Consider the following 24,856-nt stretch of genomic DNA (forward strand, 5'->3'; position numbering starts at 1 on the left):
CGGCCGGGCCGCCGAGGCCCTGCCCGAACTCACCGCCCTCTGCGCCGCCCGCCCCCTGGACGAGCCCCTCCAGGCCCTGCGCATCCGCGCCCTGCGCGACACGGGCCGCGCCGCCGAAGCCCTCGCTGCGTACGAGACGTTCCGCCGCGCCCTGTCGACCCGCCTGGGCACCGACCCGTCCCCGGCCCTGCGCACCCTCCACGCGGAACTCCTGACGGGCTCCGGAGCGACACCCGAGGACACCCGCCACGGGAACCGGAAGCCCCCGAATCCGCCCAGGGAACGCCTCCAGCCCCGTGGACCCCACCCCGAGGCCACCACCCCCCACGGGACCCGCCCCTCAGACCCGGCCCCCCTCCCGAAGACCGCCCCTTACGGGACCCGCTCTTCGGGCTCGGGCTCCGTCTCCGAGGCCGCGCCTTACGGGGCCAGGCCGACAGACTCCGGCTCCCTCCCTGAGGCCGCCCCTTACGGGACCCGCCCTTCGGGCTCGGGGCCCCTCCCCGAGGCCGCGCCTTACGGGGCCAGGCCGTCAGGCTCCGGCCCCTTCCCTGAGGCCGCGCCTTACGGGGCCAGGCCGACAGACTCCGGCCCCTTCCCTGAGGCCACCCCTTACGGGACCCGCCCCCCGGGCTCGGGCCCCCTCCCCGAAGCCGCCCCCTACGAGACCCGCCCCGAGGCCACCCCCTACGGGACCCGGCCCCCGGTTACGCCCGCAGTCACGCCCTCGCCCACAGCGGCCGACCCCCACGCCCCCTGCCCGGACCCGGGCCCCCGCCCGGACCCGCTCCCGGGCATCCCCGGGGTCCTGCCGGGGCCCGCCCCCTACGGGACCCGGCCCCCGGGCTCGCCCGAGCCCGAGCCCACGGCGGCGCATCCGCCCACCCCCCACCAGGACTCGATCCCGGGCCCCGCCCCCCATGAGGGCCCGATCCCGGGCCCCGCCCCCCACCAGGACCCGATCCCGGGCTCCGCCCCCAGTCCCGGCCAGGGCCCGTTTCCGGAGCGGCCGGGGAATCTGCGTGCCCGGCTCACCAGTTTCGTCGGGCGGGACGAGGAGATCGCCGCGCTCCAGGAGGATCTGCGGGTCTCCCGGCTCGTCACCCTGCTCGGGCCCGGGGGCGCGGGCAAGACGCGCCTTTCGCAGGAGGCGGCCGAGCGCGGGGCACAGGCGGGCGGCTGGCCGGACGGGGTCTGGGTCGCCGAGCTGGCCGCCGTCACCGACCCGGAGGCCGTCACCGAAGCCGTGCTCGTGGCCGTCGGCGCCCGGGAGACGGTGCTGCGCGGCGCGGGCGCCGAGGAGCTGCGGACCGGCGACGACCCGCTCGCCCGGCTCGCCGAGCACTGCGCGAACCGCCGGATGCTGCTCCTCCTCGACAACTGCGAACACCTCGTCGGCGCCGCCGCCGCCCTCGCCGAGACGCTCCTCGCGCGCTGCCCCGGCCTGCGCGTCCTCGCCACCAGCCGGGAGCCCCTCGGCGTACCGGGGGAGACCCTGCGGCCCCTGGGCCCCCTGCCCGAGAGCACCGCGCTGCGGCTCCTCGGCGAGCGGGGCGCGGCGGCCAGGCCCGGCTTCCGGGTGGCCGACGACCCGGAGGCGGCGGCCGAGATCGTGCGCCGCCTGGACGGTCTCCCGCTCGCCGTCGAGCTGGCGGCGGCCCGGCTGCGGCTGCTCACTCCGCGCCAGATAGCGGACCGGCTCGACGACCGTTTCCGCCTTCTGACCTCCGGTTCCCGTACGGTCCTGCCCCGGCAGCAGACCCTGCGCGCGGTCGTCGACTGGTCCTGGGACCTCCTCGACGCGGCCGAACGCGCCGTCCTGCGCCGCCTCGCGGTCTTCACCGGCGGCTGCGACCTGGAGGCGGCCGAGGCGGTGTGCGGCGACGCCGACGCGGCCGGAGACAGCGGCGTTCCCACCGCTCCCGCCGCGCTCGACGTACTCGACGCCCTCGGCTCGCTCGTCGACAAGTCCCTCGTCGTCGCCACGCCCGACGGCACCGGCATGCGCTTCCGGCTCCTGGAGACCGTCGCCGAGTACGCGCGGGAGCGCCTCGCGGAGGCCGGGGAGCGGACGGAGACGGAACGCCGCCATCTCACGTACTACCGGGAACTGGCCCGCCGCACCGACCCCGAGCTGCGCGGGCGCGGTCAGCTCGACGCCATCGCCCGCTTCGGCACCGAGTACGGCAATCTGCGCACCGCCCTGCGCCGGGCCGTCGACGCGGGCGAGGAGGACGAGGCGCTGCTCCTCGTCCACTCCCTGCTCTGGTACTGGCAGATGCGGGACCTGCGCACCGACGCCCTGCACTGGTCGCGGGCGGTGGCCGCGCTCGGCCCCGACCCGTTCGCCTCGCCCACCGCCCCCGTCGTCCCGCTCCACGAGCCGTGCACGGCCGCGCCGCCGCCGCTCTCCGAGGAGCAGCGCTGGGAGGCCAGGCGCGGGGTGCGGCTCGTCGAGCTGATCAACATGAACCACGAGACCGGTCGTTGGACCAGCCCCGAGGGCAACCGGCGGCTGCGCGAGATGACGGCCGTCTACGGCCCCGGGCTGCCCCAGACCTGCCGGCTGCCCGGCTCCTTCGCGTTCTTCGCGGTCCTCCTCGTCGGGGAGCCCGGCCGGATGCGGGAACTCCTCGACACGACCGTCGAGGCCTGCCGGACGTACGGCTACGAATGGGATCTCGCCAACGCCCTCCAGCTGCGCGCCAACGTGTTCGCCAACCGGGGCGACCTGGCGGGGGAGGGGATCCGCGACGCCGACGAGAGCCTGGCGATCTTCGTCGGGCTCGGGGACGCCTGGGGCGCGGCCGAGGCGCTCTCCTCCCGTGCGGAGGCCAGGGAACGGCGGCTGGAGTTCGAGGAGTCGGCCGCCGACTTCGCCGCCGCCATCGGCTACACGGAACGGATCGGGGCGCAGGCGCAGACGGCGCTGCTGCGGGCGCGGTACGCCGGGACGCTCGTGGAGACCGGGCGGCTCGCCGAGGCGGAGGCGATCCTGCGCGAGATCCTGGACGGTGCCCATGGGCGGAGCCAGGAGTGCCTGCTCGGCACCCGGATGTTCCTCGGGCTCGCGCTGGGCCGGGGCGGTCGCACCGCCGAGGCGCGGGAGCACTTCCTGGCGCTGCGGCGGGACTTCGACGCGGAGGCCCTGTCGCTCTTCGAGGGCTTCACCCTGGGGGCGCTCGCCTGGCTGGACGCCTTGGACGGCCGGTACGCGTCCGCGCTCGGCCTCACCCTGAGGGCGTACGGGCACTCCCTGAGCCCGATGCTGCTCGCGGTCGCTCCGCAGCTGCCCGCGAACCACCTGGTGATCGGTGCCTGGGCGCTCGCCGGGCTCGGCGGTCCGTCGGCGCGGACCGGCGCGGTGCTGCTCGGGGCCAGTGCCGGGCTGCTTCCGCCGGGGCATCTGTCGCCGCCCGCCGAGGCGGAGAACCTGGAGCGGGCCACCGCGCTGGCCCGGTCGGTCCTCGGCGAGGACGCCTTCGCGGCGGCGTACGCCGAGGGCGACGGCCTCTCCAGGGAAGAGGCCGCCGCCCTGCTCGGCCGCGCCGTCGACGCGATCGGGGTGCGCGCCGAGTCCTGAACCCCCGTGTCCCGGCTCAGGTCTTCTTGCGGAACTTGGCGACCGCGAGGGGCGCCGTGACGGCGGTGATGAGCAGCGACCAGCCGAGGACCATCCACACGGAGTGGGCGACCGGGCCGCCGTTGATCAGGCCCCGGGCGGCGTCGGCGAGGTTCGACAGCGGGTTGTAGTCGGTGAACGCCTTCAGCCAGCCGGGCATCGAGGTCGGCGGCGCGAAGATCGACGAGCCGAACTGGAGCGGCATCAGGACCAGCATCGCCGTGCCCTGGACCGCCTGGGCCGTCTTCATCGTCAGACCGAGCAGGATGAAGATCCACATCAGCGAGGCGCCGAAGGTCATGGAGAGGCCGATGGCGGCGAACAGGTGCAGGACCGAGGTCTGGATGTCCAGACCGAGCAGGAAGCCCATGCCGAGCAGGATCGCGGTGGCGATCAGCATCCGGCCTATCTCGACGACGATCTTCGCGATGAGGACGGAGGACCGGGCGATCGGCATCGTCCGGAACCGGTCCATGACCCCCTTCTTGAAGTCGTCGTTGATGCCCACGCCGACGGCCATGGCGATGTTCATGCCCATCATCGCCATCAGGCCCGGCGTCACGTAGTTCACATAGGCGTCGTTGTTGCCCTTGCCCGCGATCGCGCCGCCGAAGACGTACACGAAGAGCAGGATGAAGATGATCGGCATCAGGACGGCGTCGAACATCGACTCCGGGTCCTGCTTGATCTGGAGCGCGTTGCGGCGGGCCAGGGCCGAGATGTGGCGCAGGTTGGCGCGCAGGCCGATCCGGCCCTCCGCGACGGGCGCGCGCCGTGCCGGGGTCGGGGCGGGCGCCTCGGCGGGGGACTGGGTGACCGTGGTCGTGCTCATGCGGCGACCTCCTCGTGGGTCTCGGCGGAACCGGCGGAACCGGCGGAACCGGTGGTCTCCCGGTCTTCGGCGGTCCGGCCTTCGGTGGTCTTCTGGCCGGTGATCGCCAGGAACACCTCGTCCAGGCTGGGCAGATGGGTGCCGATGTGGGCGATGCCGAAGCCGCGCGCGCCGAGCAGCGCCACCACGGCGGTCAGCTGCTCGTCGGTGAGGATCGGCACGTACAGGGCGCCCTCGTCGGCGACGACCGTCGATCCGGCGACGCCGTCGAGTCCGGTCTCCCGGAGCGCGGCGGCCATCGCGGGCAGCTGCGCCGGGTCCACCGGGCGGACCTTCAGGGTCCGGCCGCCGACCCTGGCCTTCAGTTCGTCGACCCCGCCCCGGGCGATGACCTTGCCCCGGTCGACCACGGTCAGCTCGCTGGCGAGCTGCTCGGCCTCCTCCATGTACTGGGTGGTGAGCAGGACGGTGACGCCCTCGGCGACCATCCGCTGGACCTCGTCCCAGACCTCGTTGCGGGTGCGCGGGTCGAGACCGGTGGTCGGCTCGTCCAGGTAGAGGACGGCGGGGCGGCCGATCATCGAGGCGGCGAGGTCGAGGCGGCGCCGCATGCCGCCGGAGTAGTTCATCGCGGGCCGCTTGGCGGCCTCGGTGAGGGAGAAGCGCTCCAGCATCTCGTCGGAGCGGCGGCGGGCGTCGGCCCGGGAGAGGTCCAGGAGGCGCCCGATCATGTACAGGTTCTCCCAGCCGGACAGCTTCTCGTCCACCGAGGCGTACTGGCCGGTGAGGCCGATGGTGCGACGGAGCTGGCGCGGCTGCTTCACCACGTCGTACCCGGCGACGGTGGCGGTCCCGGCGTCGGGGACGAGGAGGGTGGACAGACAGCGGACGAGGGTGGTCTTCCCGGCGCCGTTGGGCCCGAGGACGCCGAGGACGGTGCCCTCGCGGACGTCCAGGTCGACCCCGTCGAGGGCCTTGGTGGCACCGAAGTGCTTCACGAGGCCCCGGACCTCGATGGCGTTGGTGTGTGATCGCGTCATGTCCACCATGGAACACGGCGCCACCGACAAGCCCCCGACAGACGGCCGACAGCCCCGCCGACAGGAGTCGGCGGGGCTGTCGGCGGCTTGTCGGCGACCGAGGTCCCGACCCGGCAAGACCCGGAAGAGACGGCCTAGTGGAAGGTGTGCTCCTCGGCCGGGAACGCGCCGCCGCCGACGTCCTGGGCGAAGGCGCGGGCCGCGTCGCCGAGGGTCGCGCGGAGGTCGGCGTACTGCTTGGTGAAGCGTGGCACCTTGCCGCCGGTGAGCCCGGCCATGTCGGTCCAGACGAGGACCTGCGCGTCGGTGCCGGCCCCGGCGCCGATGCCGATGGTCGGGATGTGCAGCGAGCGGGTGATCTCGGTGGCCAGTCCGGCCGGTACGAGTTCCAGGACGACGGCGAACGCGCCCGCTTCCTGCGCCGCCTTGGCGTCCCGGAGCAGCTGGTGCGCGGCCTCGTCGGAGCGGCCCTGCACCCGGTAGCCCATGGTGTTCACGGACTGCGGGGTGAGGCCCAGGTGGGACATGACGGGGATGCCCGCCTGGACGAGCATCTCGGTCTGCGCCAGGGACCGCTCGCCGCCCTCCAGCTTGACCGCGCCGACCCCGGCGTCCTTGACGAGCCGGGTGGCGTTGCGCAGCGCCTGGACGGGCCCCTCCTGGTACGAGCCGAAGGGCAGGTCGGCGACGACGAGGGCGCGCCGGGTGCCCCGCACGACGGCGGCGGAGAGCACGGTCATCTCGTCCATCGTGACGGGCACGGTGGTGTCGTAGCCGAGGTGACAGTTGCCCATGGAGTCGCCGACGAGGAGCACCGGGATACCGGCCTCGTCGAAGACGGAGGCGGTCATCGCGTCGTAGGCGGTGAGCATGGGCCACTTCTCGCCGCGGGACTTGGCGGCGGCGATGTCGTGGACGGTGATGCGGCGCGAGCCCGTGCCGCCGTACAGGGTCCTGCCGCTGTCGGCGGGTGGCTTCTGGGCAGCCTGAAGCGTCATGGTGAACGGCTCCTTGTGTCATCTCGAGGCGCCCTGACGGCGTCCCCGGATCACATCCATGGTGGCACTTCGCCGGGTGGCCGGGGAAGTGGGGCGGAGTGGTGCTGTTCACCACGTAAAAGATCGGTCAGCTTTTTCGATACGAGACGGTCCCGTATCGAAATCACTCTAGGGTGGTGCGCATGTCGCAACCGTCCACCGCGCCCGCCGCACCCGCCGGGCCCCGGGTCCCCGAGGCCGTCCACCGGCGTCGCTGGGCCATCCTCGGCGTCCTGATGCTCAGCCTGCTGATCGTCGTCCTCGACAACTCGATCCTCAACGTGGCCGTCAAGACGATCTCGGCGCCCGCGCCCACCGGGATCGGCGCCACCCAGAGCGAGCTGGAGTGGTCGATCAACTCCTACACGCTCGTCTTCGCCGGACTCCTCTTCACCTCGGGTCTGCTCGGCGACCGCCTCGGCCGCAAGAAGGTCCTCCTCTTCGGCATCACCGTCTTCGGCATCGGCTCCGCCCTCGCCGCCCTCTCCGACTCCTCGGCCGAGCTGATCGCCTTCCGCGCCGTCATGGGCCTCGGCGCAGCCTTCGTCATGCCCGCCACCCTCGCCGTCCTCATGAACGTCTTCGAGCGCGACGAGCAGCCCAAGGCCATCGGCATCTGGGCGGGCAGCGTGGGTCTGGCCATCGCGATCGGCCCGATCACCGGAGGCATCCTGCTCGAACACTTCTGGTGGGGCTCGATCTTCCTCGTCAACGTGCCCGTCGTCGTCCTCGCCGTCGTCCTGATGGCCTGGCTCGTCCCCGACTCCCGGGACCCCGACCCCGGCCGGATCGACATACCCGGCGTGTTCCTCTCCGTCGTCGGCCTGGTCCTCCTCGTGTACGGCATCATCCGGGGCGGCGAACTGGCCGACTTCACCGACGCCACCGTCCTCGCCCCGGTCCTCGGCGGTCTCGCGGTCCTCACGCTCTTCGTCCTGCACGAGCGGCGCAGCGACCACCCCGCCATCGACATGGGCTACTTCAAGCGGCCCGCGTTCTCCGCCGCCGTCGCCGCCATCGCCCTGGTTTTCTTCGCCCTCATGGGCGTCACCTTCTTCTCCGCCTTCTACCTCCAGAGCGTGCGCGGCTACAGCGCCCTCCAGGCCGGTCTGCTCATCGTGCCGCTCGCCGTCGCGCAGATGGTGTTCGCCCCCCGCGCCCGGCTGGTCGTCGAGCGCTTCGGCGCCCGCGCGGTCTGCACCGGCGGCATGTTCCTGGTCGCCGTCGGGCTCGGCGCCTTCGCCCTCTTCGACGCCGACACCCCGCTCTGGCTCCTGGAGGTCGTCTTCTTCGTCCAGGGCGCGGGCATGGCGCACATCATGCCGCCCGCCACCGTCGCGATCATGCAGTCGCTGCCCCGCGAGAAGGCCGGCTCCGGCTCGGCCATCAACAACACCTTCCGGCAGGTCGGCGGCGCGCTCGGGGTGGCCGTCCTCGGCTCGGTGCTCTCCTCCACCTACCGGGGCGAGATCGAAGGACACCTCGGCGCGGTGCCGGGCGCCCTGCGCGAGACGGCGGGCGAGTCCATCGGGGCCACGCTCGCCGTCGCGGAGAAGCTCGGCCCGGCGGGCCAGGGCCTGATCGCCCCCGCGTACGACGCCTTCCTCAGCGCCATGCACGTCACGGCGATCGGCTCCGCGGCCGTCGCCCTCGTCGGCACGGTCGTCGTCGCCGTCTTCCTGCCGCCCCGCGCCCCGGCCGGACCGGCCCCGGACGCGTCGGTGCCCGCCGGGACCGCGAAGGCGGGAGAATCGGCCGGAAGGCGGTAACCGAACGAGAGGTGGAGCGCACGTGTCGCGGCAGGACCACGGGACCACGGAACCGCACGACACCGGACGCCGGTCCGGCCCGGCCCCGGTGACCCCGGACCAGGCCCAGGACCCGACCCGAGCCCAGGACCCGACCGGACCGGGCTTCCGGCCCGCCGCGACCCGGGCCCCGGGCGGCGGCGCGGGCACGGGCGGCTCCAGGGCCTCCGCCTCGGGCACGCGCACGGGTACGGGCGGCTCCCGAGCCTCCGTGGAGGGTACGGGTACGGGCGGCTCCAGGGCCTCCACGTCGGACACGCGTACCGGCGCCGCCCGCCCCGCGCCGCCCCCGGAACCCCAGAAATCCCAGGCGCCCCAGGAACCCCCTCTCTTCGCCTCGCCCCCCACCTGCGTCCCCCTCACCCCTGCCCCTGACCCCGCCCCCGCTTCCGCCTCCGCCTCCGGTGAAGGTCCCGGTGTCCGGCGGGGACGGCCGCGGAGCGAGGGGGTCGAGGAGGCCGTGTTCGACGCGGTCGTCGGGCTGCTCGACGAGGGCGTGCCGCTCGCCGAGCTGTCCATCGAGCGGATCGCCCGTACCGCCGGGATCGGCAAGGCGACGCTCTACCGCCGCTGGACCGGCAAGGAGGAACTCCTCGTCGAACTGCTCCGCTCCATCGAGCCCCCCGAGCCGGTGCTGCCCGGCGGCTCGGCCAGGGCCGACCTCATCGCCCTCATGGAGTCCATGCGGGAGCGCGGCATCGCCAAGCGGAACTCCGCCCTGCTCCACAACCTGTTCGCGCAGATGCAGCTCTACCCCCGGCTCTGGGACGCCTACCAGCGCTCCGTCATCGAACCCCGCCGCAGCCTCGCCCTCGCGGCCGTCCGGCGGGGCATGGCGGACGGCGAGATCCGCGCCGACCTCGACCCCGAGTTCGTCAACGACCTCATCGCCGGACCGCTGCTGCTGCGTACCGTCATCCGCCCCGGCTCCCCCCTCGAACCCGACCTCGCCGAACGGGTGGTCGACACCGTCATGGAAGGACTGCGTCCACGCGACTGACCACCCGGCCGGTCGACCGGCCACACACCCGGCCACACGCACGGAAACCGCACGAATGTGCTTGTTCTGTCACAGCCCGGTCCCTCTCGCCACCAGGAGGAACTCGCCACGCGCCCAGGTCGTCCCTCGGGGAGTACGGCGGCCCCGGCATCGCCTAGGGTCGACGTCGGGTCACGGGGCAAGGCAGCACGGCAGCAAGGCAGTGAGGACAGTGCGATGGCGCGGGTGGACATGACGGAGACCGAGCACGACGGCACCGGGACCGAACCGGGCGCCTCCCGCTTCCGGGCCCTGCGCGACCGGCTCCGCAGCGACCGGGGCATCTGGCGCCGGGGCATCCTGCTCGCGCTCTGCGCGATGGCCCTGACCCTCCTCATGGGCTTCCACTCCGACATCCCCAACCGGGTCGGCAACCTGGGCAGCCTCACCGAGACCTTCCTGCCCTGGCTCGGTCTGTTCGTGCCGCTGCTGCTCGTCCTCGCCCTGATCCGCCGCTCCGCCACCGCGCTCGTCGCGCTGACCCTTCCGGCGGTGGTCTGGCTGAACATCTTCGGCGGACTCGTCGCCGACAAGTCCGCCCCCGGCGCCCCCGGCGACCTGACCGTCGCCACCCACAACGTGAACGCCGACAACCCCGACCCCGACGCCACCGCCCGCCGCCTCGCCGTCTCCGACGCCGACGTCCTGGCGCTCGAAGAACTCAAGAGCGACGCGGTCCCGGCGTACGAGAAGGCCCTCGCCTCGGTCTACCCGTACCACTCCGTCCAGGGCACCGTGGGCCTGTGGAGCAAGCTGCCCCTGCGCGCCGCGCGGCCCGTCGACATCCGGATGGGCTGGACCCGCGCCATGCGCGCCACGGTCGTCACCCCCCGGGGCGACGTCGCCGTCTACGTCGCCCACCTGCCGTCCGTACGAGTGAAACTGAACGCGGGTTTCACCGCCAACCAGCGCGACAAGAGCGCCAACGCCCTCGGCGAGGCCATCTCCCACGACCCGACCGAGCGGATCGTCCTCCTCGGCGACCTCAACGGCACCATGAACGACCGCTCCCTCAAGGCCGTCACCTCCCAGCTCCGCTCCACCCAGGGCGCGGCGGGCGACGGCTTCGGCTTCAGCTGGCCCGCCTCCTTCCCCCTGGCCCGGATCGACCAGATCATGGTCAAGGGCGTCGAACCGGTCTCCTCGTGGGCCCTCCCGGAGACGCTGAGCGACCACCTCCCGATCGCCGCCCGCGTCCGCCTCTGAGGCGAAACCCGCCCGTCATCCCCCGGAAGCCGGCGGGAAGAAAACATCTGAGAGCCTTTGTTCCGCCCAAGAATCAACCGGAACCGACCGGGACCGACCGGCGCTGACCCGGACTGACCGCCATCGCCCGGAACCGCACGGAACCGACCGGAATCATCTGCGGGAAAGGCTCGCCCCACCCATGCCCCTGGCTCTGCTCGCCCTGGCCGTAGGCGCCTTCGGCATAGGCACCACCGAGTTCGTGATGATGGGCCTGCTTCCCCAGGTCGCCGACGATCTCGGCACCTCCGTGCCCACGGCGGGACACCTCGTCTCGGCGTACGCGATCGGCGTCGTCCTCGGCGCCCCGCTGCTCACCGCCCTCGGCTCCCGCGTCCCCCGCAAGCGGATGCTGCTCCTGCTCATGGGCCTCTTCACGGTCGGCAACCTGGCCTCCGCCCTGGCCCCCGGCTTCGGCTGGCTGATCGCGGGACGGGTCCTCGCCGGACTCCCGCACGGCGCCTTCTTCGGCCTCGGCGCGGTCGTCGCCGCCCGCCTCGTCCGCGAGGACCGGCAGGCACGGGCGGTCGCCACCATGTTCCTCGGTCTCACCGTCGCCAACATCCTCGGCGTCCCCGCCGCGACCCTGCTCGGACAGCGCCTCGGCTGGCGGGCCACCTTCCTCGTCGTCGCCCTCATCGGACTGCTCGCCGTCGCCGCGCTCGCCCGCCTCGTCCCGCACCTCCCCGTCGACGAGCGGCAGGGACTCGCCCGCGAGGTCCGCGCCCTCGGCCGCCCACAGGTCCTGCTCGGACTGCTCACCGCAGTCTTCGGCTTCGCGGGCATCTTCGCCGTCTACTCGTATCTGGCCTCGATGACCACCGAGGTCATGGGCTTCGGCGACGCGACCGTCACCCTCGTGCTCGCCCTCTTCGGGCTCGGCATGACCGGCGGCGCGCTCGCGGCGGGCCCGCTGACCGACCGGGCGCCGCGCCCCACGCTCTACGGTTCGCTCGCCGCCCTCGTCCTCGCCCTGGTCGCCTTCCGCTTCACCGTCCACGTGCCCTGGCTGGCCCTGGTCACGGTCGTGGTGCTCGGGGCGGTCGGCTTCATGACGACCACCCCGCTCCAGATGCTCGTGATGAACAAGGCGAAGGACGCCCCGACGCTCGCCTCCGCCTCCAACCACTCCGCCTTCAACCTCGCCAACGCGGGCGGCGCCTGGGCGGGCGGCGCCGCCGTCTCCGCAGGCTGGGGCTGGACCTCGCCCACCCTCGTCGGCGCGGTCCTCACCCTCGTGGGCCTCGCGATCGCCGTCGTGGCCGGTCTGCTCGACCGTGAGGAACGTACGGGGAAGGGCGCCTCCCGCGTGATCGCCCAGGGCCCCGGGGACGCGCCCGGACGGACCGAACCGGCGGTAGGGACCTCGGGCACGACCGCGCCCTAGCGGCGACGGGCCGGGGCGCGCCCACGGTCGTACGGGCCCCGGGACGCCGCCCCGCGCGGAAGCCACCCCCGTACGCCCGCGCGGAAACCGCCCTTCGTACGCCCCAGGGGGACCCCCCCCCGTGCGCCCGCCCTCACGCCCCAGGCGTCTCACGCCCCCGGCGTCTCACACTCCCGGCGTCTCCCGCCCCCGGCGTCTCCCGCCACCGGTTCGTCACCGGCAGGCGGCGGTCCTTGCCGAAGCCCTTCGCGGAGATCTTGGTGCCCGGCGGGTACTGGCGCCGCTTGTACTCCGCCGTGTCCACCATCCGCAGCGTCCGCACGACCAGGTCCTCGTCGAAACCGGCGGCCACGATCTCCTCCCGCCCCCGGTCCCGGTCCACATAGAGCGCGAGGAGCGCGTCGAGGACCTCGTAGTCCGGCAGCGAGTCCGTGTCGACCTGCCCGGGGCGCAGCTCGGCGCTGGGCGGCTTCGTGATCGAGTTCTCCGGGATCGGCGGGGTCTGCCCCCGCTCCTCCGCCGCCCGGTTGCGCCAGCGGGCCAGCCGGAACACATCGGACTTGTAGACGTCCTTGATGGGCCCGAACGCGCCGACGGAGTCCCCGTACAGCGTCGAGTACCCCACCGCCAGCTCGGACTTGTTGCCCGGCGCGAGGACGAGATGGCCCTCCTCGTTGGAGATTGCCATCAGCGTCGTACCGCGCAGCCGCGACTGGAGGTTCTCCTCGGCGAGACCGGTCAGCGCCAGCTCGCCCATGAAGGCATCGAACATCGGTTCGATCGACACGGTCCGGTAGTGCAGCCCGGTCCTGCGCGCCAGCTCCGCCGCGTCCTCGCGCGAGTGGGCGGAGGAGTAGCGGGACGGCATCGACACCCCGTGGACGTGCTCGGCGCCCAGCGCGTCACAGGCGATCGCCGCCACGAGCGCCGAGTCGATCCCGCCGGAGAGCCCCACGAGCACCGAACGGAAACCATTCTTCGCGAGGTACGCGCGGACCCCGATCACCAGGGCGGAGTACACCTCCTCGTCGTCGTCGAGCCGGTGCGCCCGACCGCCCTTCAGCTCCGGCTCGTAGCGGGGCGGCGGCTCCGCCGAGAGCACCACCCGGTCGATCCGCAGCCCGTCGTCCACCAGCCCCTCCGGCGCATCGGCCGAAGCCGCCGGAAGCTCCAGGTCCAGGATCACGCTGCCCTCCACGAACTGCGGGGCGCGCGCGATCACCTCGCCCTCCGCGTCCACCACGATCGAGTCGCCGTCGAAGACCAGCTCGTCCTGACCGCCCGTGCTCGCCAGATACGCGGTCACGCACCCCGCCTCCCGGGCCCGGGTCCTGACCAGGTCCAGCCGGGTGTCGTCCTTGTCCCGCTCGTACGGCGAGGCGTTCACCGAGAGCAGCAGCCCCGCCCCCGCCTCGCGCGCCGCCGGGACCCGGCCGCCCTCCTGCCACAGGTCCTCGCAGATCGCCAGGGCCACGTCGACACCGTGCACCCGGACGACCGGCAGGGTGTCGCCCGGCACGAAGTAGCGGTACTCGTCGAAGACGCCGTAGTTCGGCAGGTGGTGCTTGGCGAAGCGGAGGGCCACCCCGCCCCCGTACAGCACGGCGGCGGCGTTCTCCGGCGAACCGGCCGGCCGGCCGAGCCTCGGCGCGTCCCGCTCCGAGCGGTCCAGATAGCCGACGACCACGGGCACCTCCCCGAAGCCCTCGTCCGCGAGCCTGCGGGCGAGCGCGCGCAGCGCCGTCCGGGAAGCCTCGACGAAGGAGGACCGCAGCGCCAGGTCCTCCACGGGATAGCCGGTCAGCGCCATCTCGGGGAACGCGACGAGATGCGCGCCCTGCCCGGCGGCGTGCCGGGTCCAGTGCACGATCGCCTCCGCGTTCCCGGCGATGTCTCCGACGGTCGAGTCGATCTGATTCAGAGCGAGACGTAGTTGAGGCACGCCCCCAGTTTAATCGTCAAACCGACACGATGTCCTGGGAAAGACGCTCCGATACGGGTGGGGGCCGGGCCCGCTCGACATGCGGGTCCGGCCCGGCCCGTCGATCATGGCTCCATGACGACCACTGACGACCCGGCGGAGTCGGCACGGCCAGGACGCTCCGGGGCGGCGGGCGCCCAGGACGACGGCACCAGGAGACAGTTCATCTCCTGGCTGACCCTCGCGTTCATGACCACCGCGTCCGTGGCGAGCCTGCGTCCCTCCCCGGCCATGGCCATCTACGGCCTCGCCGCGATCTTCCTCTATCTGCTGCCCGCCCTCGTCTTCCTGCTGCCCACCGCCCTCGTCGGCGCCGAACTGGCCTCCGGCTGGAACGGCGGCATCTACCGCTGGGTCAGCGAGGCACTCGGCAAGCCGCTCGGCTTCCTCGCGGTCTGGTGCCAGTTCGCCATGACGATCGCGTACTACCCGAGCCTCCTGGCGTACGTCGCCTCCACCTTCGCGTACGTCATCGACCCCTCCCTCGCCGAGAACGGGCCCTACGTCGCGATCGTCATCATCGTCGTCTACTGGTCCGGGGTCTGGATCTCCTCGCGCGGCACCAAGACGATCGCCGGGCTCTCCTCCTTCGGGCTGATCGTCGGCACCCTCGTCCCCGGTGTGCTCCTCGTCGTCCTCGGCATGGTCTTCCTCGGCCAGGGCAACCCGTCCGCCCAGCCCATGAGCGCCGACCACTGGCTGCCACCGTGGACCGGCCTCGCCAGCCTGGTCCTCATCGTCAACAACTTCCTGTCCTACGCGGGCATGGAGATGAACGGCGTCCACGTCTCCTCGCTGCGCGACCCCAAGCGCGAGTACCCGAAGTCCATGTTCCTGGCCACCGGTCTCGTCCTGCTGATCTTCATCCTCCCGGCCCTGGCCATCGCCTGGGTCATGCCGTCCTCGCAACTCAGCCTCACCGCCGGTCTGATGCAGGCCTTCCAGGCCTTCTTCGACCACTTCTCCATCGGCTGGATGACGAAGGTCGTCGGCGTCATGCTGGTCTGCGCGGCCCTCGGCGGCATGCTCACCTGGCTCGCGGGACCCGCGAAGGGGCTCGTCCTGCTCTCCCGGCAGGAGGGCTATCTGCCGCCCGCCTTCCAGAAGTTCAACAAGTCGGGGGCGCCGGTGAACATCATGGTGGCGCAGGGCGTCATCACCACCCTGATCGGCGTCCTCTACGCCTTCAGCGACGACGTCTCCAGCGCGTACTGGATGTTCTCCGTCATCACCGTGCAGATCTACCTCATCGCGTATCTGCTGATGTTCGTCGCCGTGGTCAGACTCCGCAGGACCCAGCCCGGCGTCGAACGCGGCTTCCGCGTCCCCGCCGTCGCCTGGGTCGCGAGCATCGGCTTCGTCGCCTCGGTCGCCGCGCTCGTCATCGGCTTCGTACCGCCGGACCAGTTCGGCGGCCAGCCGCTCTGGCGCTATCTGCTGATCGTCGGCGGCGGCCTGCTCCTGATCGGCCTGATCATCCCCGGCGCACTCCTCAAATTCCGCAAGCCGGGCTGGATCCACCCGGAACACCGCGAGCCGGCGTCACCTTAGGGCCCGTGGCGGAAGCGGATCCCGGGTGCGGGGGCGGGGGCGGTTCCGGAAGCGTCAGGACGTCGTAGCGGCCCGGTCGGAGCCCGCCGCGCAGCACGCAGGACTCGTTGCCTCTGCGAGGACCGCCCAGCCACAGCCGTCAGGGTTCCGCCGATCGGTGGCGAGGCCGGCACCGAGGCCCAGGAGCCGTCGATCGCCACGTCCTGCACTGGCGAAACCACGCGTGCGAGCCTTCCCGGTTCCCGCACCGCACGCCACCGAGCCGGGTTCGCTCTTCGCGCGTACGGCTCAGGTCGGCGCCGGTGGCGTCTCCGACGAGAGCGGTGCCGCGATGTCCTCAAGGGAGCGGCGCTCCGCGTCGACCGCGAGGAAGGCCGCCACCAGGCCCGCCGCGCACATCAGGGCGGCGCCGATGGAGAAGGCGAGCGCGGTGTCACCGGCGTTCCCGGACTCGGTGAGCCCGGCGAAGACCAGCGGTCCTGTGATGCCGCCCGCGGCGGTCCCGAGGGCGTAGAAGAAGGCGATGGCCATCGCCCTGGTCTCCATCGGGAAGATCTCCGACACCGTCAGATAGGCGCTGGAGGCCCCCGTCGAGGCGAAGAAGAGCACCACGCACCAGCAGGCGGTGAGGGTGGTCGCGGTCAGGGAGCCCCGGTCGAAGAGCCAGGCCGTGGCGAAGAGCAGCAGACCGGAGAGGACGTACGTGGAGGAGATCATGATCCGGCGTCCGACGGTGTCGAAGAACCGGCCGAGCAGCAGCGGACCGACGAAGTTCCCGGCGGCGATGACGGCGAAGTAGTAGCCGGTGCCGCCGGTGGGGACCCCGTAGAAGGTGACCAGGATGGTGCCGAAGCCGAAGGTGATCGCGTTGTACAGGAACGCCTGGCCGACGAAGAGCGCGAGACCCAGGGCCGCGCGCCGGGGATAGCGGGCGAAGACCGTCCGGGCGACGGTGCCGAAACCGATGCTCCCGCGCTGGTGGAGGGTGATCCGCCCGGCCGGTTCCGGCAGGCTCCGGCCCTTCTCCCGCTCGATCTCCTCCTCGACCGAGCGGACGAGCCGTTCCGCCTCCTCGCCGTGCCCGTGGATGAACTGCCAGCGTGGACTCTCCGGTACGTGCCGCCGGACGAGCAGGATCACCAGACCGAGGACGACACCGAGGGCGAAGCTGAGCCGCCAGCCGACGTCGAGCGGGAAGATGTCGGTGTCCAGCATGACGATCGACAGCAGGGCCCCGCCGATGGCCCCGAGCCAGTAGCTGCCGTTGATGACGAGGTCGACCCGGCCCCGGTAGAGCGAGGGGATCAGCTCGTCGATGGCGGAGTTGATCGCCGCGTACTCGCCGCCGATGCCGAAGCCGGTGAGGAACCGGAAGAGGAAGAACCACCAGGACTCGGTGGACAGCGCGGTCAGGGCGGTCGCCGCGAGATAGACCGCGAGCGTGACCATGAAGAGCTTCCGGCGCCCGTGCCGGTCGGTGAGCCACCCGAAGAACAGCGCGCCGGAGCACGCCCCCGCCACATAGAGCGCGGCGGCGGTGCCGGTGACCTGCGCGGCCGTGATGTCGAGCCCGCTGCCGTCCTCGGCGAGCCGCCCGGCGACATTGCCGACGATGGTCACTTCGAGCCCGTCGAGGATCCAGACGGTGCCGAGCCCGACCACGATCATCCAGTGCCAGCGGGACCACGGCAGCCGGTCGAGCCGCGCGGGGACGGCGGTGGTGACGGTGGGGGCAGAAGGGGCAGAAGGGGCAGAAGGGGCAGGAAGGGCAGGGGGGATGGTGGGGGCAGGAGGGACGGTGTACGAGTCCGGCTCCGGGACCGGCTCCGGCGGGGGCTCCGGCTCCGGTGACGCGGGCGTCGGCATGCGCGTTCCCTCTCCTCACGGGCAGGTCCGGGCCCCACCATGCGCCGCGCCGCCCCGCCCCACGAGCGGAGGGACCCCGCCGGGCCCCGAGGCCACTCGTCCGGTCCCGTGGGACTCACCCGGCCGAGGACCCGCCGGGCCCGGGGCCCGACCGGAGCCCCGGGCCTGCGGGGCACCCGGGCCCGGACCCTGCCGGGCCCGGGTACCCCGGTGGGGTCCGGGCCCGGCGGTCCGCCGAGGCCCGCCGAGGTCCGTTCAGGAAGCCCCGCACGCGTCGGCGTCAAGAAGCCGCGTACGCGTCGGCGTCAAGAAGCCGCGTACGCGTCGGCGTCAAGAAGCCGCGTACACGCTCGCGCAGAACGCCTTGATCTGCTCGTCCGACAGATGCTGGGCCAGATCCGCCTCGCTGATCATGCCGACCAGCCGCTTGCCCTCGATCACCGGAAGCCGCCGGATCTGGTGGCTCTGCATCTCCTCCAGGACGGCGCCGACGTCCGAGTTCGCCTCGACCCAGCGCGGGGTGCCCTTCGACAACTCGCCGCACGTCACCTTCGCCGGGTCGTGCCCCATCGCCACGCAGCCGACCACGATGTCCCGGTCGGTGACGATGCCGCAGAGGCGTTCGTTCGCGTCGGCGACCGGCAGCGCGCCCACGTTCAGGTCGCGCATCAGCTGGGCGGCGCGGTCGAGTGTCTCGTGTGCCGGGATCCACTGGGCTCCCGGATGCATGATGTCCTTCGCCGTGGTCATGAGCTGGGCCCCTTTCGTCGGACGCGGTCAGGCGTACGTACGTCCCCGAGCACCCTCAATTCTCGTGACGCGACGGAGCCCCCGCGACCGCAGTGGTCTCGGGGGCCCCGCCGGACGTCCGGCGCGCTCAGCCCCGGCGCTTGTTCAGCATGTCCGTCATCAGCCTGATCTCGGACTGCTGGGAGTCGACCATGCCCTGCGAGAGGTTCCGCACGGTGTCCACGGTGCACTTCTGGACACAGCCCTCGGCCATGTGGACCCCGCCCCTGTGGTGCTCGGTCATGAGCTTCAGATAGAGGACCTCGGCCTCCCGGCCGCTCGCCTGGCGCAACTCGTTCAGCTGTGTGTTGGTCGCCATGCCGGGCATGAGGGCCCCGTCCAGATCTCCCGGGTCGCCGGAGCCGCCCATGCCCATCCAGGTCATCGGCGCGACGCCCGACACGGTCTTGGGCAGCCCCCACAGGTCGAGCCAGCCGAGCATCATGCCCCGCTGGTTGGCCTGGGTGTTGGCGATGTCGTACGCGAGACGGCGCACGTCCTCGTCCCGGGTGCGGTCCCGGACGATGAACGACATCTCGACGGCCTGCTGGTGGTGGACGGCCATCTCCCGGGCGAAGCCCGCGTCGGCGGAGTCGGAGGAGGGCGTAGGGGGCTTCTCCTCACCGCCCGTGGCGACGGTGACCGCGCCTCCGGCGAAGAGCAGCGCGAGGGCGACGGCGGCGATGGCCGCGCCCTGCGTGCGGGTCGGCCTCACTGGCCCATCCCGGCGCCGCCGCCCGCGCCGTCCGCGCCGATCCCGCCGGTGCAGGCGGCGCCGGGCTCGGGGGTCTGCGGACCCTGGACGTACTTGGTGAAGAAGGCGTCGACACGCGGGTCGGCCGCGCTGTCCACGGTGACCTGCTTGCCCCAGGCGGAGAGCATGAGCGCCCCGGCCTGCTCGTCCAGGGGGCTGATCAGCGTGTACTTGGTCTTGCCGACCTTGTCTTCGAGCTTCTTCACGTCGTCGGGGGAGGCCTTCTTGTTGTACGTCACCCAGACGGCGCCGTGCTCCAGGGAGTGCACCGCGTTCACCTGGGCGAGGGGCTTCTTGTAGACGTCGCCGTCGCAGTTGGCCCAGATCTGGCTGTGGTCGCCGCCCACGGGCGGGGTCATCTCGTACTTCACGGGGGTCTCGACGTGGGTGCGGCCGAGCTTCTTCGGGTCCCAGGACTTCTCGCCGGCGATCGGCCCGTCCTTGTCGGGCCGCTGCGTCAGCACATAGGTGCCGAAGCCGACGAGACCCAGGACGACGATGCCGGAGACGCCGAGGGTGATCAGCCGGTTGCGGCGCTCCCGGGACTGTTCGGCGCGGCGCATCTCCTCTATTCGGGTGCGGCGGTCGGGCGTGGTGGAGCGGTTGGCGGCCATGGTGAAGTCGTCCTTCTACGGGGAGGGAGGTGAGTTCGGTGCGGGACACGCGGAGGCGGGGCGGAGGTGCCCGCCGCCGTCACGTCCGGAGAACTTGAAGGACGTGCAGGTCCGGCGCGCGGGGCTGGGCGCCGGAACGGGGGACCCGGCCCTCGCCCGCCACCGGCGCGAGACGCGGGAGCCCGGCCACCGCGGGGAGCGGGGGATCGAGCGGCGCCGCGCTGAGCACCGCGGGGGAGAGGGACGGGAAGAGGGAGCAGCCGCCACGGTCGTACGGGCAGATGTACTCGGTGGCCACGCTCCGGGGCGGGGCGGCGGACCGGGTCACGGCGCCGGTCATGCCCCCGGACCCGGTCATGCCCCCGGACACGGACCCGGTCACGGACCCGGACCCGGTCATGGCACTGGTCACGGCCATGGCCCCGGTCGTGGGCGGCTGCGCCGGGTGAGCCCGCTGGGACGGGGCGCCGTGATGGCCCTCGGGACCCTGGCCCGCGCCCAGACAGAAGAAGAGCGCGGCGAGGAACGTCGCCACGGCACTCAGCAGTGCCATGGGACGGGTACGCCGGGACGGCGGTCCGGAAAGTGGGGCCCCCATGGGCGCAGATCGTAGTGGGCGCGGGCCCTCTGTGGGCCGAACGGGGGATCACTCGGTACGGAAGGAGGGGCGGCGGGGCGGCGAACGGACACCCGGACGGGGCCGTTCTCGCGTTACCCGAGTCACACCGAGCGGGCAGTATGGGTGTGCAACGTGCGCGAAACCATGTGGTGGGATGCTCAGGTGCCCCCCGAAGTTGCCCGAGGCGGTGGGAGCAGGCGGCCTGACCAGCAAGGATGGGTGTGGAAATGGACAAGCAGCAGGAATTCGTGCTCCGTACGCTCGAAGAGCGCGACATCCGCTTCGTACGTCTGTGGTTCACCGACGTGCTCGGGTTCCTGAAGTCGGTGGCCGTGGCACCGGCCGAACTTGAGCAGGCGTTCGACGAGGGCATCGGCTTCGACGGCTCCGCGATCGAGGGCTTCGCCCGCGTCTACGAGTCGGACATGATCGCCAAGCCGGACCCGGGCACCTTCCAGATCCTGCCCTGGCGGGCCGAGGCGCCCGGTACGGCCCGGATGTTCTGCGACATCCTGATGCCGGACGGCTCGCCGTCCTTCGCGGACCCGCGCTACGTCCTCAAGCGGGCCCTGGCCAAGACCTCGGACCTCGGCTTCACCTTCTACACCCACCCCGAGATCGAGTTCTTCCTGCTGAAGGACAAGCCGCTCGACGGCAGCAGGCCCACCCCCGCCGACAACTCGGGCTACTTCGACCACACCCCGCAGAACGTCGGCATGGACTTCCGCCGCCAGGCCATCACCATGCTCGAATCGATGGGCATCTCGGTGGAGTTCAGCCACCACGAGGGCGCGCCGGGCCAGCAGGAGATCGACCTCCGGTACGCGGACGCGCTCTCCACCGCCGACAACATCATGACCTTCCGCCTGGTCATGAAGCAGGTCGCCCTGGAGCAGGGCGTGCAGGCCACGTTCATGCCGAAGCCGTTCTCCGACTACCCGGGCTCGGGCATGCACACCCATCTGTCCCTCTTCGAGGGCGACCGGAACGCCTTCTACGAGTCGGGCTCCGAGTACCAGCTCTCCAAGGTCGGCCGCTCCTTCATCGCGGGTCTGCTGCGGCACGCGGGCGAGATCTCCGCCGTCACCAACCAGTGGGTGAACTCGTACAAGCGCATCTGGGGCGGCTCGTCCCGCACGGCGGGCTCGGGCGGCGAGGCCCCCTCGTACATCTGCTGGGGCCACAACAACCGCTCGGCCCTGATCCGCGTGCCCATGTACAAGCCGGGCAAGACGGGCTCCTCGCGGGTGGAGGTCCGCTCCATCGACTCGGGTGCCAATCCGTACCTGACCTACGCCGTCCTCCTGGCGGCCGGGCTCAAGGGCATCGAGGAGGGGTACGAACTCCCGGCGGGCGCCGACGACGACGTCTGGGCCCTCTCCGACGCCGAGCGCCGTGCGATGGGCATCGAACCGCTCCCGCAGAACCTGGGCGAGGCGATCGCCCTGATGGAGAAGAGCGAACTGGTCGCGGAGACCCTGGGCGAACACGTCTTCGACTTCTTCCTCCGCAACAAGAAGCAGGAGTGGGAGGAGTACCGCTCCGAGGTCACCGCCTTCGAACTGCGCAAGAACCTGCCGGTGCTGTAGGCGCGGGTCGGGCAGACGGGATCCGCCATGCGGCAGCGCCCGGACGGCCTCCGCGTCCGCCCCGCGGGACCGGCCGACGTGCCCGCGCTCATGGCCCTCCGCGCGGAGGCGGAACGGTGGCTCGGCTCCCGGGGTACCGACCAGTGGAGCGACCCGGTGACGGGCGCCCGCGCCCTCGCCGCCTGGCGCCGGTCGGTCGACGAGGGCCGGGTCTGGGTGGTGGAGGACGAGTCCGGCGCGATCCTCGCGACGGTCGGCCGGGCACTCGCCGACCGGGACTTCTGGACCGAGGCGGACCGGCCGGAGACCGCGTTCCACCTCTGCAAGCTGATCGTCGCGCGCGCCGCGGCGGGGCGGCACCTCGGCGCCCGCGTCGTGGACTGGGCCGCACGCCTTGCCGCGTGGGAGGGCCGGGACTGGGTCCGCGTCGACACCTGGCGCACGAACGCCGGACTCCACGCGTACTACGAGCGGCTCGGCTTCACCCACGTACGCACCGAGTCACCGGCCCACCGCCGCTCGGGCTGGCTGGCCCAACGGCCCGTGGGACTGCTGAGCCACCCGGACGAGCCACTGACACCGGGGTCCGCCCGACACGGTCCGACGGGGTGGCGGTAGCGCCGAAGACGGCCCCCGGCGCTCCCTGCCGGGGGCCGACCCGCCCGGGGCCCGGCTCCTGGTCCCTGGTGGCTCTCTGGTTCCGGACCCGCCGGGCTCCCGGCCCCCGATGGCTCTCCGGTCCCGGACCCGCCCAACCCCCAACCCCCAACCCCCGGCCCCCGATGACTCACCCGGCCCCCGCCGGCCCATGGCTCTCCGGTTCCGGCCCGCCCGGCCCCGCCCGCCCATGGCTTCCCCGCCCCGACCTCACCCCCGCCCTCACCCCCGCGCCGGAGTCCAGTGCAGTCGTCCGTCGAGGCCGATCGCCGCCACCCCCTCCGCGCCCGCGTCCGGTGCGCCCGAGAACAGGAACGGTTCCTGGGTCCACACCGGGCGCGCGCCCGGCCTGCCGTGCGGGGCCATCGCCAGGAAGCCCGTCCGCGAGCGGACCGCGAGCAGTCCGTCGCCGCCGCTCACCGGGCCGAAGCCCGCTACGCCGCCGGGCAGGTCGGTGACCGGGGATACCGGGTCCGGGCCCGAGAAGTCGACGCTTCGCAGGTCGCCGGAGGACGGTTTGCGGAACCAGAGCCGTACCCCCTCGCCGTCCGGCTCCGCGCTCGCGCTCAGGGCGAGCGTCGTCGCCGGGAGCCCGGTCCGCACCGGGCCCGTGAGCGGCCCGCCCGCGACCGGCCGGGCCCAGGCCAGGACCGTTCTCGGGGTGCTGGCGAAGACATAGCCCCGGCCCGCCGCGTCGGTCGCCGCCACCGGGTCGCCGTACACGTCGGTGCCGCCGAGCGCGGTCCACGGCCCCCAGCCGCCGTCCGCGTGCTGTTCGCGGGCGGTGAGCCGGTGTCTGCTGTCCCGCAGCAGGACGGTCGCGAGCCCCTCGTCGTCCACGGTCACGGCGGGCGCGCTGATGTCGGAGGTGCCGCTCTCGTCGTCCCGCTCGGGCGTGCCCAGGGAGCGCCATGGGCCGAACGAGCCGCCCGGCTCCGTCTGCGTGGTGGCGACCACCTGGCGCCGGTAGCCGGCGGCGCCCGGCCCGGAGACTCCGGTGAGCAGGGTCCGGGTGCCGTAGACCGCGATCCGGCCGTCGGGCAGCACCGCCGAGGTGACCCCGCTGTCGAGCCCGCTGCCGGGCAGCAGCGCCGGGCCGCGCCAGGCGCCGCCGCCCGAGGGCGACCGCCAGACGGCGAGCCGTCCGTCGAGCACGGAGAAGGCGTACAGGCCACCGTCCTCGTCGCGCTGCACCCAGGAGGTGGAGGTGCCCCGGGCGTAGCGCACGGTCTGCGTCCAGCCCCGGCCGCCGGGCCGCGCGGCCACCTTCAGATCGCCGCAGCCCGCGACCGTGCCGCAGTCGTGGACGCCGTCGAGCCAGGCGTAGGTCTCCAGGGTCTTCAGCTTCGCGCCCGCCGTCTCGGGGTCGAGGGTGTGGGGGAGGGCGCTGGTGGGGTAGCCGAGGTAGTTCTGCACGCCGACGTGCGGGTGTCCGGGCGTCCGCGCGTACCGGGCGAGCGCCGCCTGGGCGAACCGGGCCCCGTACAGATGGTCCTGGTGGTCCCGGAGCCTGCCCGTCTTCGGGTACGTGCCCGGCGTCGGGTCCTGCATCCGGACGAAGGTCGGCCGGAAGCGGTCGAGCAGCCCCGCGACCGTCGCCACGACCTGCTCCTTCGTGTACGAGAAGTCCGCCCCGACCGGGGTCCCCGCCGACCGCTGGGACTCCAGGGCCGCGATCCGGCCGTGCCACAGCCCGCTGAGGCTGTGCGGGCGGTAGCCGTTGATCGAACCGGCCTCCCGCAGCTGTAGCCACACCAGCTTGACCTGCGGTTTCGCCCGCAGGGTGTCCAGTTCGGCGGAGCCGCCGCCGGCCGTGGGGACCGCGGTCCTGTCCCAGGGGCTCGTCCTGCTGCCGGTCGCCATCTCGGCGTACGCGGCCCGGATGCCGTTCTGCCGGGCCTCGGCGTATCCGGCCTTGTCGGGCGCGGTCACGGCGGCGTCGCGGGGGCGCGCGTTGACGCCGTCGGACTCGCCCGCGGTGAGGTAGACGGCGGCCAGCGGGTTGCCGGAGCGCAGGGACTGGGAGACGTCCGGGTTCATGAAGAACAGGTCGTCGTCCGGGTGCGCCACGATCTGCACGACCGAGGCGGCGGCCTTCCCGTCGGTCCGGGGCCCGGCGCCCGCCCCCGCGCCCGGGTCCGCGCCCGGGTCCGCCGTGCCCGCGCGGGTGGTCCCGGCCCCCGGGCCCTTGGCCTCGGGTGCCGTGTGCGCCGAGGGCGTCCTCGGTGTGCCCGTCGTGGAGAGCAGCCCGGCGAAGGCGCCGCCCGCGAGGACGGCCGTCACGGCGGTGGCCACGGCCCTGCGGCGGGACGGGAGGAGACGGCGGCGGAGCGGGACGGACATGTTCGGTGGCGCGCTTTCGACGGGGATCGGGGGCGAAGACGGGGATCGGGGGTCGAAGGGGGGTTGGGCCCGGCCAGGAGGGG

General features: G+C 72.9%; 18 protein-coding genes. 8 read left to right on the forward strand and 10 right to left on the reverse strand.

Going from position 1 to position 24,856, the window contains the following annotated elements; all coding sequences use genetic code 11:
- Positions 1-3,583 (forward strand): BTAD domain-containing putative transcriptional regulator (locus BU197_RS25180; protein WP_317453409.1); only part of this gene is annotated, 3,583 nt, incomplete at its 5' end.
- A 16-nt stretch (positions 3,584-3,599) separates the two neighbouring features.
- Here BU197_RS25180 and BU197_RS25185 read toward each other — a convergent pair.
- The 3 genes from BU197_RS25185 to panB all read right to left on the reverse strand — a co-directional run bounded on the left by BU197_RS25185 (position 3,600) and on the right by panB (position 6,492).
- Complete coding sequence (locus BU197_RS25185; RefSeq protein ID WP_188270601.1) at positions 3,600-4,454, reverse strand: ABC transporter permease; 855 nt, start codon at positions 4,452-4,454, stop codon at positions 3,600-3,602.
- Positions 4,451-5,503, reverse strand: a complete 1,053-nt coding sequence (locus BU197_RS25190) for an ATP-binding cassette domain-containing protein (protein WP_188270602.1) — start codon at positions 5,501-5,503, stop codon at positions 4,451-4,453. Before BU197_RS25190 ends, BU197_RS25185 begins: the two co-directional genes overlap by 4 nt.
- 125 nt (positions 5,504-5,628) lie before the next feature.
- Complete coding sequence (panB, locus tag BU197_RS25195) at positions 5,629-6,492, reverse strand: 3-methyl-2-oxobutanoate hydroxymethyltransferase (protein WP_188270603.1); 864 nt, start codon at positions 6,490-6,492, stop codon at positions 5,629-5,631.
- A gap of 182 nt (positions 6,493-6,674) precedes the next feature.
- On the opposite strand from panB, the gene BU197_RS25200 reads away from it, so the two are divergent.
- The 4 genes from BU197_RS25200 (at position 6,675) to BU197_RS25215 (ending at position 12,010) form a co-directional block, all read left to right on the forward strand.
- Positions 6,675-8,300 (forward strand): DHA2 family efflux MFS transporter permease subunit, encoded by a 1,626-nt coding sequence (locus BU197_RS25200; protein ID WP_188270604.1) that lies wholly within the window; start codon positions 6,675-6,677, stop codon positions 8,298-8,300.
- Between the two features lie 499 nt (positions 8,301-8,799).
- The gene (locus BU197_RS25205) at positions 8,800-9,339 is read left to right on the forward strand and encodes a TetR/AcrR family transcriptional regulator (RefSeq protein WP_317452146.1); all 540 of its coding nucleotides are present in this window, start codon (positions 8,800-8,802) and stop codon (positions 9,337-9,339) included.
- Positions 9,340-9,555: 216 nt separating this feature from the next.
- Entirely contained in the window at positions 9,556-10,584 is a 1,029-nt protein-coding gene (locus BU197_RS25210) for an endonuclease/exonuclease/phosphatase family protein (protein WP_188270605.1), read from the forward strand.
- 181 nt (positions 10,585-10,765) lie between these two features.
- Positions 10,766-12,010, forward strand: coding sequence for an MFS transporter (locus BU197_RS25215; RefSeq protein ID WP_223183073.1), 1,245 nt, complete (start codon positions 10,766-10,768; stop codon positions 12,008-12,010).
- A 133-nt stretch (positions 12,011-12,143) separates the two neighbouring features.
- Here the strand turns inward: BU197_RS25215 and BU197_RS25220 are convergent, their stop codons facing one another.
- The gene (locus BU197_RS25220) at positions 12,144-13,952 is read right to left on the reverse strand and encodes an NAD+ synthase (protein ID WP_188270606.1); all 1,809 of its coding nucleotides are present in this window, start codon (positions 13,950-13,952) and stop codon (positions 12,144-12,146) included.
- Positions 13,953-14,066: 114 nt separating this feature from the next.
- On the opposite strand from BU197_RS25220, the gene BU197_RS25225 reads away from it, so the two are divergent.
- Positions 14,067-15,542 (forward strand): APC family permease, encoded by a 1,476-nt coding sequence (locus BU197_RS25225; protein ID WP_188270607.1) that lies wholly within the window; start codon positions 14,067-14,069, stop codon positions 15,540-15,542.
- 288 nt (positions 15,543-15,830) lie between these two features.
- Here BU197_RS25225 and BU197_RS25230 read toward each other — a convergent pair whose 3' ends face one another.
- The 5 genes from BU197_RS25230 to BU197_RS25250 all read right to left on the reverse strand — a co-directional run bounded on the left by BU197_RS25230 (position 15,831) and on the right by BU197_RS25250 (position 20,118).
- On the reverse strand, positions 15,831-17,408 hold the full coding sequence (locus tag BU197_RS25230; protein WP_188270608.1) for an MFS transporter: 1,578 nt from the start codon (positions 17,406-17,408) through the stop codon (positions 15,831-15,833).
- Between the two features lie 330 nt (positions 17,409-17,738).
- Positions 17,739-18,158, reverse strand: a complete 420-nt coding sequence (locus BU197_RS25235) for a CBS domain-containing protein (RefSeq protein ID WP_188270609.1) — start codon at positions 18,156-18,158, stop codon at positions 17,739-17,741.
- 127 nt (positions 18,159-18,285) lie between these two features.
- A complete protein-coding gene (locus BU197_RS25240) occupies positions 18,286-18,912 on the reverse strand; it encodes a DUF305 domain-containing protein (protein ID WP_188270610.1) in 627 nt (208 codons plus the stop codon).
- Positions 18,909-19,565, reverse strand: a complete 657-nt coding sequence (locus BU197_RS25245) for a DUF3105 domain-containing protein (RefSeq protein WP_188270611.1) — start codon at positions 19,563-19,565, stop codon at positions 18,909-18,911. Before BU197_RS25245 ends, BU197_RS25240 begins: the two co-directional genes overlap by 4 nt.
- A 79-nt stretch (positions 19,566-19,644) precedes the next feature.
- Complete coding sequence (locus BU197_RS25250) at positions 19,645-20,118, reverse strand: hypothetical protein (protein WP_223183074.1); 474 nt, start codon at positions 20,116-20,118, stop codon at positions 19,645-19,647.
- A 293-nt stretch (positions 20,119-20,411) separates the two neighbouring features.
- Between BU197_RS25250 and BU197_RS25255 the strand changes: the two genes are divergently transcribed.
- Both BU197_RS25255 and BU197_RS25260 read left to right on the forward strand, forming a co-directional pair.
- Positions 20,412-21,773 (forward strand): glutamine synthetase family protein, encoded by a 1,362-nt coding sequence (locus tag BU197_RS25255; RefSeq protein ID WP_188270613.1) that lies wholly within the window; start codon positions 20,412-20,414, stop codon positions 21,771-21,773.
- A 27-nt stretch (positions 21,774-21,800) separates the two neighbouring features.
- On the forward strand, positions 21,801-22,391 hold the full coding sequence (locus BU197_RS25260; RefSeq protein ID WP_223183075.1) for a GNAT family N-acetyltransferase: 591 nt from the start codon (positions 21,801-21,803) through the stop codon (positions 22,389-22,391).
- 261 nt (positions 22,392-22,652) lie between these two features.
- Here BU197_RS25260 and BU197_RS25265 read toward each other — a convergent pair whose 3' ends face one another.
- The gene (locus BU197_RS25265; RefSeq protein ID WP_188270614.1) at positions 22,653-24,773 is read right to left on the reverse strand and encodes a PIG-L family deacetylase; all 2,121 of its coding nucleotides are present in this window, start codon (positions 24,771-24,773) and stop codon (positions 22,653-22,655) included.
- Positions 24,774-24,856: the final 83 nt, after the last annotated feature.

This window comes from Streptomyces sp. CBMA291 (genome assembly GCF_014596525.1).
Classification (GTDB): Bacteria; Actinomycetota; Actinomycetes; order Streptomycetales; family Streptomycetaceae; genus Streptomyces.